Source organism: Martinezella sp. CNPSo 3795 (assembly GCF_057784475.1).
In genome coordinates this window covers 507539-522884 of sequence record NZ_JBXSOQ010000003.1, presented here as the reverse complement: position 1 = coordinate 522884, position 15346 = coordinate 507539, and the positions used below count along the sequence as shown (strand labels likewise).

Below are 15346 nucleotides of genomic sequence, written 5' to 3'. Positions count from 1 at the left end.
AGCTGACTTTTCAGGAGGCCTCCATGGCACCTCGCGTTCTCGTATCCGACGAACTGTCGGAAACCGCCGTCCAGATCTTCCGCGATCGCGGCGTCGAAGTCGATTTCCAGCCGCAGCTTGGCAAGGACAAGGACAGGCTGTTCGAAATCATCGGCAACTACGATGGTCTTGCCATCCGTTCCGCCACCAAGGTGACGGAGAAGATCATCGAAGCGGCCAAGAACCTGAAGGTCGTCGGCCGCGCCGGTATCGGCGTTGACAATGTCGATATCCCGGCCGCCTCGCGCCGCGGTATCATCGTCATGAACACGCCGTTCGGCAATTCGATCACGACCGCCGAACACGCTATCGCACTGATGTTTGCCGTTGCCCGCCAGCTTCCGGCTGCCGATGCCTCGACACAGGCCGGCAAGTGGGAAAAGTCGAAGTTCATGGGTGTCGAAATCACCGGCAAGACGCTCGGCATCATCGGCGCCGGCAATATCGGCTCCATCGTGATTGCCCGCGCTCTCGGCCTGAAGATGCACGTCCTTGCCTATGACCCCTTCCTGTCGAAGGAGCGCGCCGAGGAAATGGGCGTTACCAAGGTCGAGCTTGATGAGCTCTTCGCCGGCGCCGACTTCATCACGCTGCATGTGCCGCTGACCGACAAGACCCGCAACATTATTGACGCCTCTGCCATCGCCAAGATGAAGGAAGGTGTGCGCATCATCAACTGCGCTCGCGGCGGTCTCGTCGATGAGGCAGCCCTTGCCGCCGCCATCAAATCAGGCCATGTCGCCGGTGCCGCTTTCGACGTCTTCGAGGTCGAGCCTGCCAAGGAAAGCCCGCTCTTCGGCCTGCCGAATGTCGTCTGCACGCCGCATCTCGGCGCTTCCACGACCGAAGCCCAGGAAAACGTCGCGCTTCAGGTCGCCGAGCAGATGTCGGACTACCTGATGAAGGGCGCTGTCTCCAATGCCATCAACATGCCCTCGATCACGGCGGAGGAAGCGCCCATCCTGAAGCCGTTCATCAAGCTTGCCGATGTTCTCGGCGCTTTCGTCGGCCAGGTCACGGACGATCCGATCAAGGAAATCGAGATCCTCTATGACGGCGTCACCGCCAACATGAACACCAAGGCTCTGACGAGCGCGCTGCTCGCCGGCCTGATCCGCAATCAGGTTGCCGATGTGAACATGGTTTCGGCCCCGATCATGATCAAGGAAAAGGGAATCGTGCTTGCCGAAGTCAAGCGCGACAAGACCGGTGTCTATGACGGCTATATCAAGCTGACCGTCACCACCGACAGCATGACGCGTTCCGTTGCCGGTACCGTCTTCTCGGACGGCAAGCCGCGCTTCATCCAGATCAAGGGTATCAACCTCGATGCCGATGTCGGCAATCACATGGTCTATATCGCCAATACCGACGTTCCCGGCATGATCGGCTTCATCGGCACGACGCTCGGCTCTGCCGGCGTCAACATCGCCAACTTCCAGCTCGGACGCGACAAGCAGGGTGGCGATGCCATCGCGCTTCTCTATGTCGACGGCCCGATCAGCGATGACGTTCTTGCCAAGCTGACGGCACATCAGGCGATCCGCCAGGCAAAGCCGCTGGTCTTCAACGTCGACTGAGCCTGCCTGCCCTGAAGAAGGGTGGCAGCCACAGAGTTCGCTCCTCCCAAGAGCCAGTCCGAAAGCCCGGTGCGACGCGAGTTGCGCCGGGCTTTCTTTATGGTTGTGAGGGTTGTGGATAAGCCCGGTGCGCAGACTATCGGGGGCAAGGAAACGCGCCTATCTCTATATTATGGAGGCTTTGCGGAAGGATTTTTTGGGAAAAGGGATGGGCACGCCGATCGAATGGCTGGCCAGGCCTGTCTCCGTGGCGATCGTGCTGTTTGCACGCGCCATCACCGCCGTCCGGGCGATCTGGCCCGAGAGCGGTATGCAAACCCGTCGCTGCATCTATTTCGCCAATCATTCCAGCCATGGCGATTTCATCCTGATCTGGACCGTCCTGCCGCCACGATTGCGCCGACGCGTGCGCCCGGTAGCGGGTGCGGATTATTGGCTGAAATCGCCGTTGAATAGTTTCATCGGCCGCGACGTTTTCAACGCCGTGCTGATCGAGCGCGATCGCGAAGCACGCAAGGAAGATCCGGTTACGCAGATGGCGCAGGCGCTCGACGCCGGTTCCTCGCTGATCCTGTTTCCAGAGGGCACCCGCAATCTGACCGATCAGCCGTTGCAGCCTTTCAAGAGCGGGCTTTTCCATCTTGCCCGGGCTCGCCCCGATATCGATCTCGTGCCCGTCTGGATCGACAATCTTAATCGCGTTATGCCCAAGGGCGAGTTCGTGCCTATTCCGCTCATCTGCACCGTCACCTTCGGTGAGGCGCTGCATATCGGCGCGACCGAGGAGAAGGCGGACTTCCTGGCGAGGGCGCAATCGGCTCTCTTGGCGCTGGCACCCAAGCGAGCGGGAGACTGAGCATGAGTGCGGCAAGCGCCGATCTGATCCATCTCGTTCTCGGCATTTTCGGTGTTCTGATCGTCGCCTCGGTCATTGGCTACGTGCTGGAACAGCGCCTGTCGCCCGACGGATCGAATGCGGCGATCGAAAACCTCAATGCGCGCATCAAGGCCTGGTGGGTGATGGTGGTGCTGATCGGCATTGCCTTCATTGCCGGGCGTGCCGGCGTCATCCTGCTGTTCGCCTTCTGCTCCTTTGCGGCACTGCGCGAATTCGTGACGCTGATCAATACGAAGCGGGCGGATCATTGGGCGCTTGCCGCCGCCTTCTTCGTCGCCTTGCCGGTGCAATATTACCTGCTCTGGGCCGAGCAATATGGCATCTATTCGATCTTCATTCCCGTCTACGCCTTTCTCTTCATGCCGATTATCGCGGTGCTGCGCGGCGATACAGAACGGTTTCTCGTGCGCATCGCCGAGGTGCAATGGGCGCTGATGATCTGCGTCTTCTGCGCTTCGCATGTGCCGGCGCTGCTGGCGCTGCATATTCCGGGATATGAAGGCCGCAACGTGCTGCTGATCGCCTTCCTGGTGATCGTCGTGCAGCTCAGCGACGTCCTGCAATATGTCTGGGGCAAGCTCTTCGGAAAAACCAAGATCGCGCCGCGTCTGTCGCCATCGAAGACGGTTGAGGGTTTTGTCGGCGGCGTCATCAGCGCCTCGTTGATCGGGGCGGCGCTCTGGTGGGTGACGCCATTTACGCCGCTGCAGGCCGGGCTTCTCGCCTTCATCATCACCATCATGGGCTTCTTCGGCGGGCTTGTTATGTCGGCGATTAAACGGGATCGCGGTGTCAAGGATTGGGGGCATCTCATCGAAGGGCATGGTGGGCTGATCGACCGGCTGGACTCGGTCGTCTTTTCCGCGCCGATCTTCTTCCATCTCGTGCGCTTCTGGTGGTCACTGTCATGAGCGGAAGGGTGAAAGCGCTTGCCGGCAACAGCATCGTGCACGTGCTTTTCGCCTTCCTTGCCATGGGCGGCTGGGCCGTCTTCGCCAATCGCTTGCATCCGATGCCGCGGCCTCTGGTATCAGGCCTCGTGCAGGGCGTGCTTTCTGGCTGCCTGACGCTGTTCCTGAAATCCGTGGTCGAGGCTTTGTCGCGGCGATTCAGCGGCCTTGTGCGCCTTTGGGCGCCGCCACTGATCGCCTGCCTGGGCTCGGCGACCATCCTGGTTGTCATCCATGCGCTGAGCGGCACGCCGGAGATCCTGAAGACCATCGCCGTGCCACTGCTGGTCTCCTCCAGCTATGCGGCGATCTATAATTATTCAATTTCAGGCAATGCCGCGAAGTCATGAAAGGTGAGGGGCGATGACAGGCGAGGGGATGGGCGGCAGACGACCGCTGGCGAGCCGCAACACGCGATGGGCTCAGACGCTGGCGCGGCGCATGACCGCGCTCTCGGTAACGCCGAACCAGATCTCACAGGCGAGCATGCTCATGGCAGCGCTGGCAGGGGCTTCGTTCTGGTTCTCTGGCGTCGCGGAAAGCGTCGGGATGCGAGTGGTTCTGCTGATCCTTGCCGCCTTCTTCTGTCAGTTGCGTCTGCTCTGCAATCTGCTCGATGGCATGGTGGCAGTCGAAGGCGGAAAGGCTGAAGCCGATGGGCCGTTCTGGAACGAATTTCCGGATCGGATCGCCGATATCCTCATCTTTGCCGGTATTGGCTATGGCATCACAATGCCAGGCCTCGGCTGGGCGGCGGCTGCCTTTGCTGTGCTGACGGCCTATGTGCGCGAGCTTGGCCGCGCCACCGGCAATCCCAGTGATTTCGTCGGCCCGATGGCCAAGCAGCACCGCATGGCGGTTGCGACGACGGCGGCTTTGCTCTCGCTCGTCGAAGCGCTATTGAGCGGCGGCAGCTGGGTTTTGACCGTTGCGCTCTGGATCATTGCCATCGGCTCGGCGGTCACGGTGTTGAGGCGCAGCCGCAATCTGATCCGGCATTTGAAGGCAAAGGGATGATTCGCGATTTCGCTCACCCCTTGCATGGGTTGGCAATCCTTTCTATATCCGTCCACAATTGAGGCTGGCTGCAAAGAGCGGCCCTTGTGATGAAAATTCGCCGCTTTTGCATGGCATCCGGCGGCAGGAAGCATGATCCCGAAAAGTGTGCAGCGGTTTTTGGATCAGATCATGCGAAATGAAATCGTGAGAGCGTGACGACGTTTCGAAGAAAGGTCATCCTGCTCGGCAGCATCGAAGATCGTTCAAGACTGGCGGCAACGACCGTGAATACACTGGATTTTGACAAGAGGCCGGAAGATACCCGCGTCGTCGTCGCCATGTCGGGCGGTGTCGACAGCTCCGTCGTTGCCGGCATTTTGAAGCGGCAGGGCTATGATGTGCTCGGCATCACGCTACAGCTCTATGACCATGGCGCCGCCGTGCATCGCGCCGGCTCCTGTTGCGCCGGCCAGGATATCGACGACGCGCGCCGCGTCTGCGAAACGCTCGGCATCCCGCATTACGTACTCGACTATGAAAAGCGCTTCCGCGAGACGGTGATCAATCCTTTCGCCGAGAGCTATGTCGCCGGCGAAACGCCGATCCCTTGCGTTGCCTGCAACCAGACCGTCAAGTTCGCCGATCTGCTGGCGACCGCCAAGGAACTCGGCGCCGATGCGCTGGCAACAGGGCATTATATCCGCTCGCGCCCGAATCCCTCCGCTGAACATCCGCATCGTCGCGCGCTTTATCGCCCGGCCGATGCCGATCGCGATCAGAGCTATTTCCTCTTTGCGACAACGCAGGAGCAGATCGATTATCTGCGTTTTCCACTCGGCGGCATGCCAAAGGCCGAGACCCGCGCGCTTGCCGAGGAGATGGGTCTCGTCGTTGCCAAGAAGGCTGACAGCCAGGATATCTGTTTCGTGCCGCAGGGCAAATATTCCGATGTCATCGCCAAGCTGAAGCCGAATGCGGCGCTTGCCGGCGAGATCGTCCACCTCGACGGCCGCGTGCTCGGTCATCACGAAGGCATCCTGCATTACACGATCGGCCAGCGCCGCGGCATCGGTGTGGCTACAGGCGAGCCGCTCTACGTCGTCTATCTCGACGCCCGCTCGCGCCGCGTCATCGTCGGCCCGAAGGAGGCGCTGGAAACGCATCGCGTCTACCTGCGGGATGTGAACTGGCTGGGCGATGAGCCGCTGATCGAGGCCGCTTCCGGCGAAGGCTTTGCCTGCTTCGCCAAGGTCCGCTCCACCCGTGCACCGTCGCCGGCCATGCTGCACGCCGATGCCAGCGGCGTCTATGTCGATCTTACGGTTGGCGAGGCCGGCGTCGCTCCTGGCCAGGCCTGCGCGCTCTATTCGGCACCCGGCGACGACGCCCGCGTCTATGGCGGCGGCTTCATCGAACGCTCGGAGCGCGAGCCGATGGCGGAAGCTTCCTTAAAGGCGCTGCTCGCAAGCCCGGTCGCAGCTTGAACGATGATAGAGTCGGTTTGGAGAAACCACTGATTTTTCCAAATCATCCGCTTGACACCAAGCCGAGCCGCACCTTATAAGCCGCTCAACCGACGGGCCGGCGCTTTTTGAGTGGCGGTTCGTTTGACCTTTGTGTTTGGTGTTCGACATCAAGCGCAGCGTGGCGGAGTAGCTCAGTAGGTCAGAGCAGAGGAATCATAATCCTTGTGTCGGGGGTTCAAATCCCTCCTCCGCTACCATACGTCCCTCCAACAATTCTGCACGGCTGGCTAAGAAAGCGCTCGTTTGTTATGGGCGCGAATGTAGCCGGACGCGACTTTCCGGAATTTTGACACGCACTTCCGGAATTTTGTAAAGTTCTGAAGCGTCTTTAAAGCTGCCTAAAAGTCCTTCTCACAGCGATACCGAAATTCGGAAGAACGCCCCATCGTTCGTGAGATCACGGAAAAAAGGCTATAAGCCCAGCCATTCCCTAATGGCATCGTATACTATGCGCATCCATGACATCGCAGGCGTTTGGGCGATAAGATAGAAGACCGATGCGCTGAAGCTCGACAATATCGCCCTCGCCACGCTCTTCCGACCCTCGTCAACAACAGCCTTGGTGAGCCAAATTGCGATCGCAGACAGCAGGTTTCCCCATGTCCGAAGTCGCGCCTGCAGCCGACTGCCGCGATGTGCATTATGCAGCACCGGCCATCGTGCAGCGATATCGAGCGATTCAACAACGTCAGCGCCAACGCTGGCCGGAATAGAACTGAGCTTATCCGAGGCTTCGGCCGTCGCCGCCGAGATTAAGTTTTCGTCGGCTTCACTAATAGCAACCGCAGCGCTGCTTTCCTCGAATTCTCTCCATTCTTCAAAGCGACCCAAATAGCGGCCTAAGCCGGCCAAAAGGTCGGCCATGTCGGCGGTAAGGGCATCCATGAGATCAGCCTTCTCTGCCGCGAAAACTGCTTCCGCCGTCCAAAGAGACTGCCCCAACAAAAGAACCTTTGAGCGATCCGGCAGCTTCTCCGAAATCGATTGGAACGCCCGCCGAATTGAGGGGCTGACGTTTCTCTGTGCGAGGTCAACACTCAGCGCGGTGGCACGCTCGACAAGATAGGATCGTTCGCCGTCCGCATGAGCAGGATTTCCGCCAGCATGGCTTTCGACCTGCAATATCTCCAACCGGTCGCCAAAGAAATGATACTGAAATGGCGCAAGCTGTTGGCAAGGGGTAACCTCTTCGAGATACTGTTGCATGTCTCGCCATTCTCGATGGCGGTCCGAAATGTACGGCTCAATGGGTTGCCATGAAGAGACCTCATTGGCCACGAATTCCAGCACTCGCCTAATAGTGCAGAGATCGTCCGGTCCATCGGGGAGAGGGGTCGTGGCCGCTGAGATGATATCGCTAAAGTGGGGCGATAACGGAAACAAAATATCGGCAAAACCGCCAAACGCCGGTTTCCGTTGCACTTCTCTGACCCTCCAAAGAATATCATCGATCGTTCGATCATATGGGGCGAGCATAACATCTGACGACAGCATTGAGATTGCATGAAGAGTGGAATCTAAATCTGCTTGTACACGCCCGGATACCCGGTTCAGGATATCGCGCGCAATCACCTGTCCTACCTCTTGTAACAAGGAGCCAAGGAACTCTTGTTCCGTTTGGTTAACGATTCTGCTGCGACCTTGGTCGGCCATACAGGCGTCTTTCTGAGGCAAGGGTTCCGTGGATGGGACGGACACTACCCGAGTCTTTGTCATTTGCCGACAGGCGATCAGGGCGGAATGCGAGAATGGACGCGAATATCGCCGCCGTACAACACCAATTTCTGGTTGACTAGCCGAACCAGACTGGCTGATATTGTCTGATGCGACACCGGGGATAGGTCATGAATCCAGAAAAAATGCGCGACGAAGCGGGTCAATTAGAATTCGCAGCTAGTGAACTTGCTGCGATAGTTTCTGATCTCGACGCAGCGATCGAAAAAGGAGCCACCAAGGGTGATGCCGTCTTTGATGTGCTGCGCTCACATATGCTACGAAAAGCTGAAGCCTCTCGCGCGCAGGCGGCGTCGTTCCGGGAGACTGCAGAGCTTATGGAGTGATAGTTTCAAATTAGAATGCCGAACGCCTGTGCGTGTGCTTTGACCATAGCGTAGGTGTCGGCGATTTCATCGTCGGATATCGCCTGGGATGAAATCCCCGCAAAATGGGTCTGACTTTTACCCAGGAACGACGACGAATATCCACTGCCGACACGCAGCAAGTTCGCTGATACCTCAACCGGATTGTCGAGATTTACAGACGCCACAATGCCTGTTGTCGGATTTCGATAGATGATCTGTGTGCCGGTGACCTTGATAACGCGGAACGCCCATGCGCCGGGATCCTCAGAAGCCATGGCGCTCTTTACAACTGCAACGCCTGAATTGTTAACAATGACAGTCCCGCCCGTCTGACCGGTATTGAATGGGTAGAGGGATACCGAGCCGTACAGAAGCGTTGACGACCCATATCCTCCGACGAAAATTGGGCGTGTTGTGCCATCGGCAGTGATACCAATCGCGCGGCTGACAGACATTAGCGTCAGCTGAGCTGTCTGTTGTATTAACGTATCAACGAACGCGCTCTGCGAAATGAACTCAGCATATCCAGTTCCGAACCCAGGCGTTCCGGTGACCGCTGGCTTCCTGTTATGCGGCGCGAGGTTTCGCGGCAAGGTGGGAGCGCCACCATCGAAGAAGTTGAAATATTCGCAATCAGAAAACGGAGGATCTATTTCTCCGGATGCGGACGCGTCGAGCGCAGACAGAATGATAGCGGTCATAAAGGCCTCACAGGTGCAAAAGATTGTTGATGACGTGCGCGGCGTCGAAGTAGCCGTAGCGGTTTAGATGCAATGCGCTGGCAGCAAAGCCATCGGACGTACTTTGTGTATACGGCCCGAAGCGCGCCCCAAGATCTATGACCGGAGCGCCGACCTCATCAGCGACAGATATCATTTCATCGACATAACGGCGCCAAGGATAAAGTTTGATCCCGTCTGGTGAAAGGGAAACGATGATGACAGGATCCCCCCCAGCAGCCGTTACAGCTCCAGCAATCGACAATAATGCAGCCCGGAACAAAGCCGGGTCGCGCCCTTGATTGAAATCGTTCAATCCTAATTGGATTAGCCCAAGGTCAGGGGCGACGGCAGAAATTGCGTTTCGAGGAGAATAGTAGCTTGTTGCATCATCGTACTGGTCGGATCTCCATCCACTACGCCCCGCATTGTAGATATTCACGCCGAGGACATAAGACCGCGACACGCTCCAACCGATGATCTGCGCCGTTCCATCCACTCGGGCAATCTGTAGCGCCTGTACAGCTACAGACGGCGCTTGATAAGTGAGCTTGACAATGCCGCCTGTCGCAGGGGTAAAATTATGCAAATCGCCTGGAATACCAATCGTCAATGTCGAGGCCACATCGAGGGCGACCCAAATTTCGGCAACATCCCATGCCTCCGCTGGGTTGAATTCTATGGCACTTGTGTCCGTCGAATTAGTCCACATCTCCCCGCCAAGCGAGCTCGGGCCTATAGCCGACCAACCGGCACCGATGGTGGCTCGGGGATCGTAGGCAGAATACCCTGTGGTCCCGGTAAGCGCGCGGCCGAAGCCATCGTTGCACGAAGCTGAGAGATCAGACATCACCGCAGCCAGACCGACAGGATAACTCATTAGGCGACGATGAACGCCAGCGCCGTTCGCATCCCATCCCATTGTGTTGCTGTCACCGATGCAAAGGATGCGAGCTTGTCCCTCGCCAAGCCGCACCCGTGAACGCGCCTTGCGCCACTTTGGCAAGAGGTCCGCTGCGGACCATTGGTAGCCAATCGCATCTCGCCGCACCTCTTGATCGAATTGTGGCAAGCTCTCTCTCGTTGGGACGTCCTGGCCAAGTACCCGCAAGCCATTTTGATCGGCGCGAAACAGCAAAAATCCATTGCCGTCCTTAACTTTGAAGCTGCCTTCATTGATCTCCGAGAATGATGATCGACCGGGGAACGCCAAGCCATCTGTGTTGATCCGAGCGAGAACGTAACCATTCCCATCGACGACAACCAGAGATTTCCCATCAGCAGAAGCTTGGATAATGGCCTCTCTTGCTTCTTTTTCCTCGGCAATAGCAGCGGGATCGATCATATCCCCGGTTCGCACCCATGTCGCACCGTTCCAAGTGTATTCGCCCTTTCCCGGATCCTGCGTTACCTGTCCGGGCTGATTGACGCGTGTGCCCGCGCCAAGACCCGCGACCGATGTTGCGCGGACCAGCCCTTCGGATGCACCTATGAGCGCTGTGGCGAAAGCCCCCTGATTGAGCAGCTGCTGTGCCAATTGATCAAATGGCTGAACGGCAGTTGATCCAGCCCGGTTCACCAGAATCTCGTCCGCGAGTGCGACCGTATCTATATTTGTTGTCGTAACGCCGTCTGTCATTTCTTCCCCTATCGAATGGACGTGGTGAAGGGGCCGGCCAAGGGGCCGGCAACACCGTCAGAGTTTTGAGGTTCAAGCCAGAAGTAATGAACGCCGGCGGCCAGGCAAGTTGTCGTCTCTTCGAAGATCACGACGTTGTCGATCGAACCGACGAAGGTCGACGAAGCCGCGAAGGCCAAGTTGTTGTTTCCAGTGACGGCCTGGATGCGATCAGAGAACGTGTCGTTCGCCGATCGAGCCGCGCCGGATTGTGTAGTGCCGCCTGTAAGTTGTGGCGTCAGTGTGCCGGCCGTCACGCCGGAAAGCGTGAAGGCAAGGCGGTAGTAGGTGTTGACGGTCGTTGCCCGCGCTTGCGAAATGCTGGCGGCCGTCCCGGTCGCATGGCTCGCTACGCCGGCAGCAATCGTCCAGCCAGTTCCTTTCGTCCAGCCGCTATCGCTGTCAAAACCGCCGTTCGTTGCCAGATTGGAACGGGTCATGTCGCCGACAGGGACACTGAAGCTCCGCGATGGCGAGACACCAACCGGAGCGCCGACCGCATCCGTTGCACGGTCGAGCGTCGACGATTGCGACCGATAGATCTGCACCTGCGTTGTGGCCGCGTCGGTGCCGGTCGAGAACATGACCGTCGCGCCGCCGAGGAGTGCGCCGACGCTCACCATGGAACTGTCCAGCGCCTGGGGCAGCGCGGCGTCCTGCGCGCCGATCGTCACATTGACGACCACCGTGAAGGGACCAACCTGACCGGCCGCATTGAGAGCCGCCGCGCGGATCTGCACCGGCTGGCCGTTGCTGTAGCCGTCGATCGAGCAACCGCCGTTCGAAGCAGGAAAGTCGACAGTCTGCCAGTCTGTCGCACCGTTCAGCCGGTGCTGGACACGGAAGGTGACGCTCGGAACCGCTCCGCTGCCCGGCTTCAGGTTAACCTGGAGGCCGCCTTCGATCTCGGTACCCGAATATCCGGTCAGGATTGAATCGAAGACCGGAGCCGGCGGCAGGCCTGTATTGTTGCCGATATCGTCGCCGACGCGGCCGGACCATGGCGGCGGTACTTCAGCGTCTGTCAGCTCGTCGATGATCGGGCTGGCATCGATCATGGTGAAATTCGTCGCCATGTCCTGTGCGGCTTCGACGCGGGTGACGATCAGCGGCATGCTTTCGGTCAGCGCGCCGCCGAAATGGATCACAGCGCCGGCGACCGGCTCGTCGCCGTCATCCAGGAGCACAAGCACGGTATGTTCGCCGGCGTTGGTCTGGACGCGCCGAACGACGCTGACACCGATCGTGTCGTCTTCATCGGCAAAGACGCGGAAGCGGATCGCATAGTCCTGTCCCGACGACATGGTGACGGCATCTTGCAGTTCGACCAGCCGGCCTTCTGCCCATTTGACGCGCGTGGCGATCTGGGTGCGGTCGAGAACGTCGAAGCTGCCCATAACCAGGTCACCGCGTGTGGCGACGCGGATCGGGCCGTCGACCGTCGCCGTGTGCACGTCCGGACGATAGATCGCCTCGTACATCTTGCGGCGCGCTTCTCTCCAGATCTCGGCCGGATCGGTCTTGCCCGGCAGCTCCAACTGCTCGGTGAGCAGGATGTCGCCTGAATAGCCCGGCCACGGCACCAGGCGCTCCGCCTGCTTGTAATCGTTGGTCTGGTCGAGGAACTGGATGCGGAACCCGTGCGGCGCTTCGAAATAGGTTCGGGTGGACTGGAAATTCCAGCTGACGCGCGGATTGATGTGGTCGACCACGAGTTCCTGTGGCCGGTCGATGACGACGCCGTGGCGAATGCCGTCGTGCCAGGGCGTGGCACGGCCGGCCGCTGCGATCTCCTTCAGGCGATCGCCCAGCGTGCCCTCATCATCGATCGCCTTGTCATACTTGAGACCCTTTGAAGCGCAGAACTCATGCCAGCTCTGGAGAAGCGGCAGGTTGATTTCCGAATCGGGAACAGGTTTCGGATTGGCGGGAGACTGCAGGATGTACCGATAGAGCGATGCCGGATTGCGGGTCTCCCGTTCGATCCATGTCTGCGAGGCGCTATCCCAATCCAGGCAGATTCTGCTGGCAAGCGCATTGAAATTATCGAGCGCGCCGTTGAGCTGATAGGTTGCTTTGACGCGGAGTGAGACCAGTGCCAGCGGATACGGGAAGTTCAGCGGATATTCCGGCCGCAGCGTCTGCAGCGCCACCCATGTCGTGCGCCCTTGCGTCGATTGGCTGGTGAATTCGTCGGTCATCCGCGTGACCTCGATGTCGTATCGGCCGCGCGCAGCAAAGCCCCAGGTGTACTGCCGATAGAAGCCCTCGAACTTCTTGGCCGTGAAATCGAGCGTCGCGACATCGGTCCAGGCATCGGTGCCACTCGGCCGCTGGCGGATGCGCATGGTGACGGTGACGTTCTTCTGCTTACCTTTGTCGTCAACTTTGCCGAGGCCGGCCGGAAACCCGAATATGACGGAAGCGCCGGACGCATCGAAACCCGTGGTTCGGATGATCGGCGTCTCGATGCCAGGGCCGTCGATCTCGTTGCCCGCGTCATCGCGGTGCTCCGGCCGCGCAAGTTCGGCGCCGACGCTCTCTTCGTAGATCTGCGTGGGATAGAGCGTAATCGGTGCGTCGGTCGGCAAGCCCTCGCGGACTTCCTGCGTGATCTCGTCATAGTCGGAAAAGGCTGTGTCGCCGATCCGGAAATCCGACAGCGCGAGCCGCCCGTAGCCGAAACAGAAGTTGGCGCGGATGTACTGCAGGTCGCCGACGATCTCCGTATAGGACGTCGCGGCGAAGGGCGGCGCATAGCGAACCTTGCCGAGGATCAACGGTATGACGCCGTCCGGATCAAGTTTGTTGCGCCAGCCGGTGATCTGGTAACTCGTATTCTTGTCGTTGTCGCTAGAGACGGGCGGGATCAGGGCATTGATGAGCAGGTTACCAAGAACCGTTGCTCCCAGGCTGATGATCCCTGCCGCAAATTGGGTGCTGATGCCGAGCGTGCCGGCAAGCGCCGGAGCCCAAACCTGACCAAGAGCAACGGCAGCGATCGTGACCACCACGGACAGGATCGATCTCAGCGCATCCTTTCCCGGAACGATCCGGATGACAACGCGGACGCCGGCATGCGGGTAGACGCGCGCCCAATGGCTGCGCTCGATGACGGCGCTGCCGCGATCGGAGATCAGCACCACGCGAGCGTGGGCGAGATCGTATTCAGTCAGCCGAGGCAAGGCGGCAGCGACGATCTCAGCGACCGACAGGCCTGGTTGCAGTTCAAGGTTCACACGACCAACGCCCGGATCGAAGAACGGCGCTGCGAGGACAGGAATGACGGTCTTTTTATCGGTCATTCAAGCCCCCTTGAAGCGGCTTTTACATGCCGATAAATGCCCGCCAGCCGGTTGCCCCAGCGGCCGGTGCCATAATGCTCGAGACGTGAGTGATCGTCGGCCGAGGTGTGCAGCATCAGCCCCGGAGAGACGACGATGCCGACGTGCGTCTCCTCCCTCCCGCGCCGGAAGACGGCGATGTCCAAAGCGCGCGGATAGGCAACCGGCTTCCATGGGCCGGCGCTGGCAACATCATTGATCAGCGCCGCCAATTCGGCATGCTCTTCAGGCGACGTGAGCGCGTCCGCATAATGCGGAAGCGCAATGTCCAGCTGTTCGGCATAGACGAGAACGGCAAGCCCCCAGCAGTCAGCACCGCGCCGATCGCGGCCGAGCAATAAATACGGCAGGCCCACATAGGGTGTGGTCCAGTGGTTCATCGGTGCACCCCCGGGAACCTGTTCTTCGTCATGCGGCCGGATGGAACCTTCTCATCCTCGATCGGCTGGCGGCCGGCGCTAAGCGTGACCTCGCCGGGATTGATCTGGGAGCTCATGAGCTTGAGGCCCTGCCATTCGGCTTCGATCAGGTTTGGGGACTCTGCGAGCACGACGGCGACGCTCACGGTCGCAAAATCAGTGAACGACCGCAGGAGCTTCGCGATGTCGTTGTCGACGTTCTCCAGGACGAAGCTCATCTCGGTCGCCGCGTCATCGATGTCAGACGGCACGTTGGCGGAGGCCAGCACGAATAGATATGGATCCGTGATCGGGTTGACGCCCATCCAGGTAGAGCGCGTCCCATACATCAGCGGATCGTCTTGAAGGCGTTCGGTATTGTCCGTCGATAGAAGCACCGGCTTATCGAGCGATGAGTGCTCGATGTGGAATAGCGCCACGTAGATTTCGCTGGTGCTCTGGGCGTCCTGGGCCATCCGGGCGTTGAGAGACATCCGCCTCATGGCATCACCCACACGGAAAAGGTCATTCGGAATTCGATGCCAACGATCGTCTCGGCCGGGACGTCATCGCCAAACAGGCAGAGCCAGCGCTTCGAAAGTAGGATCTGCCGGCCGTCGCCAGTCTTCAGAGGACGGCCGTCGGCGGCGTAGAGCTTCCATCCGTCCGTCGTCGGGTCCGACATATAGAACGGCAGAGAGCCAGCCTTTGTGGTCTCGTCGTAGAACTGGTCGAACTTGGCCTTTTGGTTTCGATCGAGAAGTACAGAAAGGCTGACGTGAGACGCGGTCGAAGAAAACCGCCTGCGATAGCCCGGCGATCCCGTTTCCGAATTTCGCTTGAGACGGCTCTCCTGGCGGGATCTCTGCCAGCTGCTACGTTCCGGACGCGGAAGCTCGCTCGGCCATGTCGGAACGGTCATGCCATCCCCCGGCACGGATCGAGCGAGAGCAAGCCACAAGAGCTTGCGTATGTTTCCAGAAGCAGCATCGCCATCCATGAAAAAAGGCCGGCGACATCGCCGGCAGGATGGCTTGATTTCTCCCCATATAGGCGCAGCAAAACAGCCGAAAGGGCTTTCGGGTGTTCATGATTTCAATGTTTGGGATGCGCTAGGCCTACACCTTTCAAGGC

The 15346-nt window shown here is 59.3% G+C and carries 14 protein-coding genes and 1 tRNA gene; 8 read left to right on the top strand and 7 right to left on the bottom strand.

From position 1 onward, the window contains the following. Positions 1 to 23 precede the first annotated feature (23 nt). The 7 genes from serA to AC13QY_RS12225 all read left to right on the top strand — a co-directional run bounded on the left by serA (position 24) and on the right by AC13QY_RS12225 (position 6189). Positions 24 to 1619: a phosphoglycerate dehydrogenase gene (gene serA, locus AC13QY_RS12255; protein ID WP_113395222.1), complete on the top strand. Its 1596-nt coding sequence runs from the start codon at positions 24 to 26 to the stop codon at positions 1617 to 1619. Between the two features lie 208 nt (positions 1620 to 1827). Then, a complete protein-coding gene (locus AC13QY_RS12250) occupies positions 1828 to 2475 on the top strand; it encodes a lysophospholipid acyltransferase family protein (RefSeq protein WP_488493536.1) in 648 nt (215 codons plus the stop codon). 2 nt (positions 2476 to 2477) lie between these two features. Next, a complete protein-coding gene (locus AC13QY_RS12245) occupies positions 2478 to 3428 on the top strand; it encodes a phosphatidate cytidylyltransferase (protein WP_488493535.1) in 951 nt (316 codons plus the stop codon). Beyond that, the gene (locus AC13QY_RS12240) at positions 3425 to 3817 is read left to right on the top strand and encodes a hypothetical protein (protein ID WP_488493534.1); all 393 of its coding nucleotides are present in this window, start codon (positions 3425 to 3427) and stop codon (positions 3815 to 3817) included. Before AC13QY_RS12245 ends, AC13QY_RS12240 begins: the two co-directional genes overlap by 4 nt. A 13-nt stretch (positions 3818 to 3830) precedes the next feature. Then, positions 3831 to 4484 carry a CDP-alcohol phosphatidyltransferase family protein gene (locus AC13QY_RS12235; RefSeq protein ID WP_488493533.1) on the top strand — a complete coding sequence of 218 codons (654 nt, stop codon included), beginning with the start codon at positions 3831 to 3833 and terminating at the stop codon, positions 4482 to 4484. A 266-nt stretch (positions 4485 to 4750) separates the two neighbouring features. Beyond that, on the top strand, positions 4751 to 5950 hold the full coding sequence (gene mnmA / locus AC13QY_RS12230) for a tRNA 2-thiouridine(34) synthase MnmA (protein ID WP_488493582.1): 1200 nt from the start codon (positions 4751 to 4753) through the stop codon (positions 5948 to 5950). Positions 5951 to 6112: 162 nt separating this feature from the next. Then, positions 6113 to 6189: transfer RNA gene (locus AC13QY_RS12225), tRNA-Met, on the top strand. Positions 6190 to 6403: 214 nt separating this feature from the next. On the opposite strand, the gene AC13QY_RS12220 is transcribed toward AC13QY_RS12225, so the two are convergent. After that, a complete protein-coding gene (locus tag AC13QY_RS12220; RefSeq protein WP_488493532.1) occupies positions 6404 to 7645 on the bottom strand; it encodes a hypothetical protein in 1242 nt (413 codons plus the stop codon). 191 nt (positions 7646 to 7836) lie between these two features. On the opposite strand from AC13QY_RS12220, the gene AC13QY_RS12215 reads away from it, so the two are divergent. After that, complete coding sequence (locus tag AC13QY_RS12215) at positions 7837 to 8052, top strand: hypothetical protein (RefSeq protein WP_488493531.1); 216 nt, start codon at positions 7837 to 7839, stop codon at positions 8050 to 8052. A 5-nt stretch (positions 8053 to 8057) separates the two neighbouring features. On the opposite strand, the gene AC13QY_RS12210 is transcribed toward AC13QY_RS12215, so the two are convergent. Genes AC13QY_RS12210 through AC13QY_RS12185 form a run of 6 tightly spaced genes read right to left on the bottom strand, consistent with a single transcriptional unit; the run spans position 8058 to position 15134 of the window. Further along, the gene (locus AC13QY_RS12210) at positions 8058 to 8774 is read right to left on the bottom strand and encodes a hypothetical protein (RefSeq protein WP_488493530.1); all 717 of its coding nucleotides are present in this window, start codon (positions 8772 to 8774) and stop codon (positions 8058 to 8060) included. Between the two features lie 7 nt (positions 8775 to 8781). Continuing rightward, positions 8782 to 10431: an SGNH/GDSL hydrolase family protein gene (locus AC13QY_RS12205; protein ID WP_488493529.1), complete on the bottom strand. Its 1650-nt coding sequence runs from the start codon at positions 10429 to 10431 to the stop codon at positions 8782 to 8784. A gap of 8 nt (positions 10432 to 10439) precedes the next feature. Beyond that, the gene (gpJ, locus tag AC13QY_RS12200; protein ID WP_488493528.1) at positions 10440 to 13775 is read right to left on the bottom strand and encodes a TipJ family phage tail tip protein; all 3336 of its coding nucleotides are present in this window, start codon (positions 13773 to 13775) and stop codon (positions 10440 to 10442) included. Continuing rightward, the gene (locus tag AC13QY_RS12195; protein ID WP_488493527.1) at positions 13772 to 14194 is read right to left on the bottom strand and encodes a C40 family peptidase; all 423 of its coding nucleotides are present in this window, start codon (positions 14192 to 14194) and stop codon (positions 13772 to 13774) included. The genes gpJ and AC13QY_RS12195 overlap by 4 nt, the downstream gene beginning before the upstream one ends. After that, positions 14191 to 14715 carry a hypothetical protein gene (locus AC13QY_RS12190; RefSeq protein ID WP_488493526.1) on the bottom strand — a complete coding sequence of 175 codons (525 nt, stop codon included), beginning with the start codon at positions 14713 to 14715 and terminating at the stop codon, positions 14191 to 14193. The genes AC13QY_RS12195 and AC13QY_RS12190 overlap by 4 nt, the downstream gene beginning before the upstream one ends. Continuing rightward, entirely contained in the window at positions 14712 to 15134 is a 423-nt protein-coding gene (locus AC13QY_RS12185; RefSeq protein ID WP_488493525.1) for a hypothetical protein, read from the bottom strand. The genes AC13QY_RS12190 and AC13QY_RS12185 overlap by 4 nt, the downstream gene beginning before the upstream one ends. Between the last annotated feature and the right edge of the window lie 212 nt (positions 15135 to 15346).

Excerpts from the sequence above, each read along its gene's own strand:
- AC13QY_RS12195 (WP_488493527.1), bottom strand. The coding sequence starts at position 14,194 with ATGAACCACTGGACCACACCCTATGTGGGCCTGCCGTATTTATTGCTC.
- AC13QY_RS12245 (WP_488493535.1), top strand. The coding sequence starts at position 2,478 with ATGAGTGCGGCAAGCGCCGATCTGATCCATCTCGTTCTCGGCATTTTC.
- AC13QY_RS12185 (WP_488493525.1), bottom strand. The coding sequence starts at position 15,134 with ATGACCGTTCCGACATGGCCGAGCGAGCTTCCGCGTCCGGAACGTAGC.
- AC13QY_RS12250 (WP_488493536.1), top strand. The coding sequence starts at position 1,828 with ATGGGCACGCCGATCGAATGGCTGGCCAGGCCTGTCTCCGTGGCGATC.
- AC13QY_RS12220 (WP_488493532.1), bottom strand. The coding sequence starts at position 7,645 with ATGGCCGACCAAGGTCGCAGCAGAATCGTTAACCAAACGGAACAAGAG.
- gpJ (WP_488493528.1), bottom strand. The coding sequence starts at position 13,775 with ATGACCGATAAAAAGACCGTCATTCCTGTCCTCGCAGCGCCGTTCTTC.
- AC13QY_RS12235 (WP_488493533.1), top strand. The coding sequence starts at position 3,831 with ATGACAGGCGAGGGGATGGGCGGCAGACGACCGCTGGCGAGCCGCAAC.
- AC13QY_RS12240 (WP_488493534.1), top strand. The coding sequence starts at position 3,425 with ATGAGCGGAAGGGTGAAAGCGCTTGCCGGCAACAGCATCGTGCACGTG.
- AC13QY_RS12210 (WP_488493530.1), bottom strand. The coding sequence starts at position 8,774 with ATGACCGCTATCATTCTGTCTGCGCTCGACGCGTCCGCATCCGGAGAA.
- AC13QY_RS12215 (WP_488493531.1), top strand. The coding sequence starts at position 7,837 with ATGAATCCAGAAAAAATGCGCGACGAAGCGGGTCAATTAGAATTCGCA.
- AC13QY_RS12190 (WP_488493526.1), bottom strand. The coding sequence starts at position 14,715 with ATGAGGCGGATGTCTCTCAACGCCCGGATGGCCCAGGACGCCCAGAGC.
- AC13QY_RS12205 (WP_488493529.1), bottom strand. The coding sequence starts at position 10,431 with ATGACAGACGGCGTTACGACAACAAATATAGATACGGTCGCACTCGCG.
- serA (WP_113395222.1), top strand. The coding sequence starts at position 24 with ATGGCACCTCGCGTTCTCGTATCCGACGAACTGTCGGAAACCGCCGTC.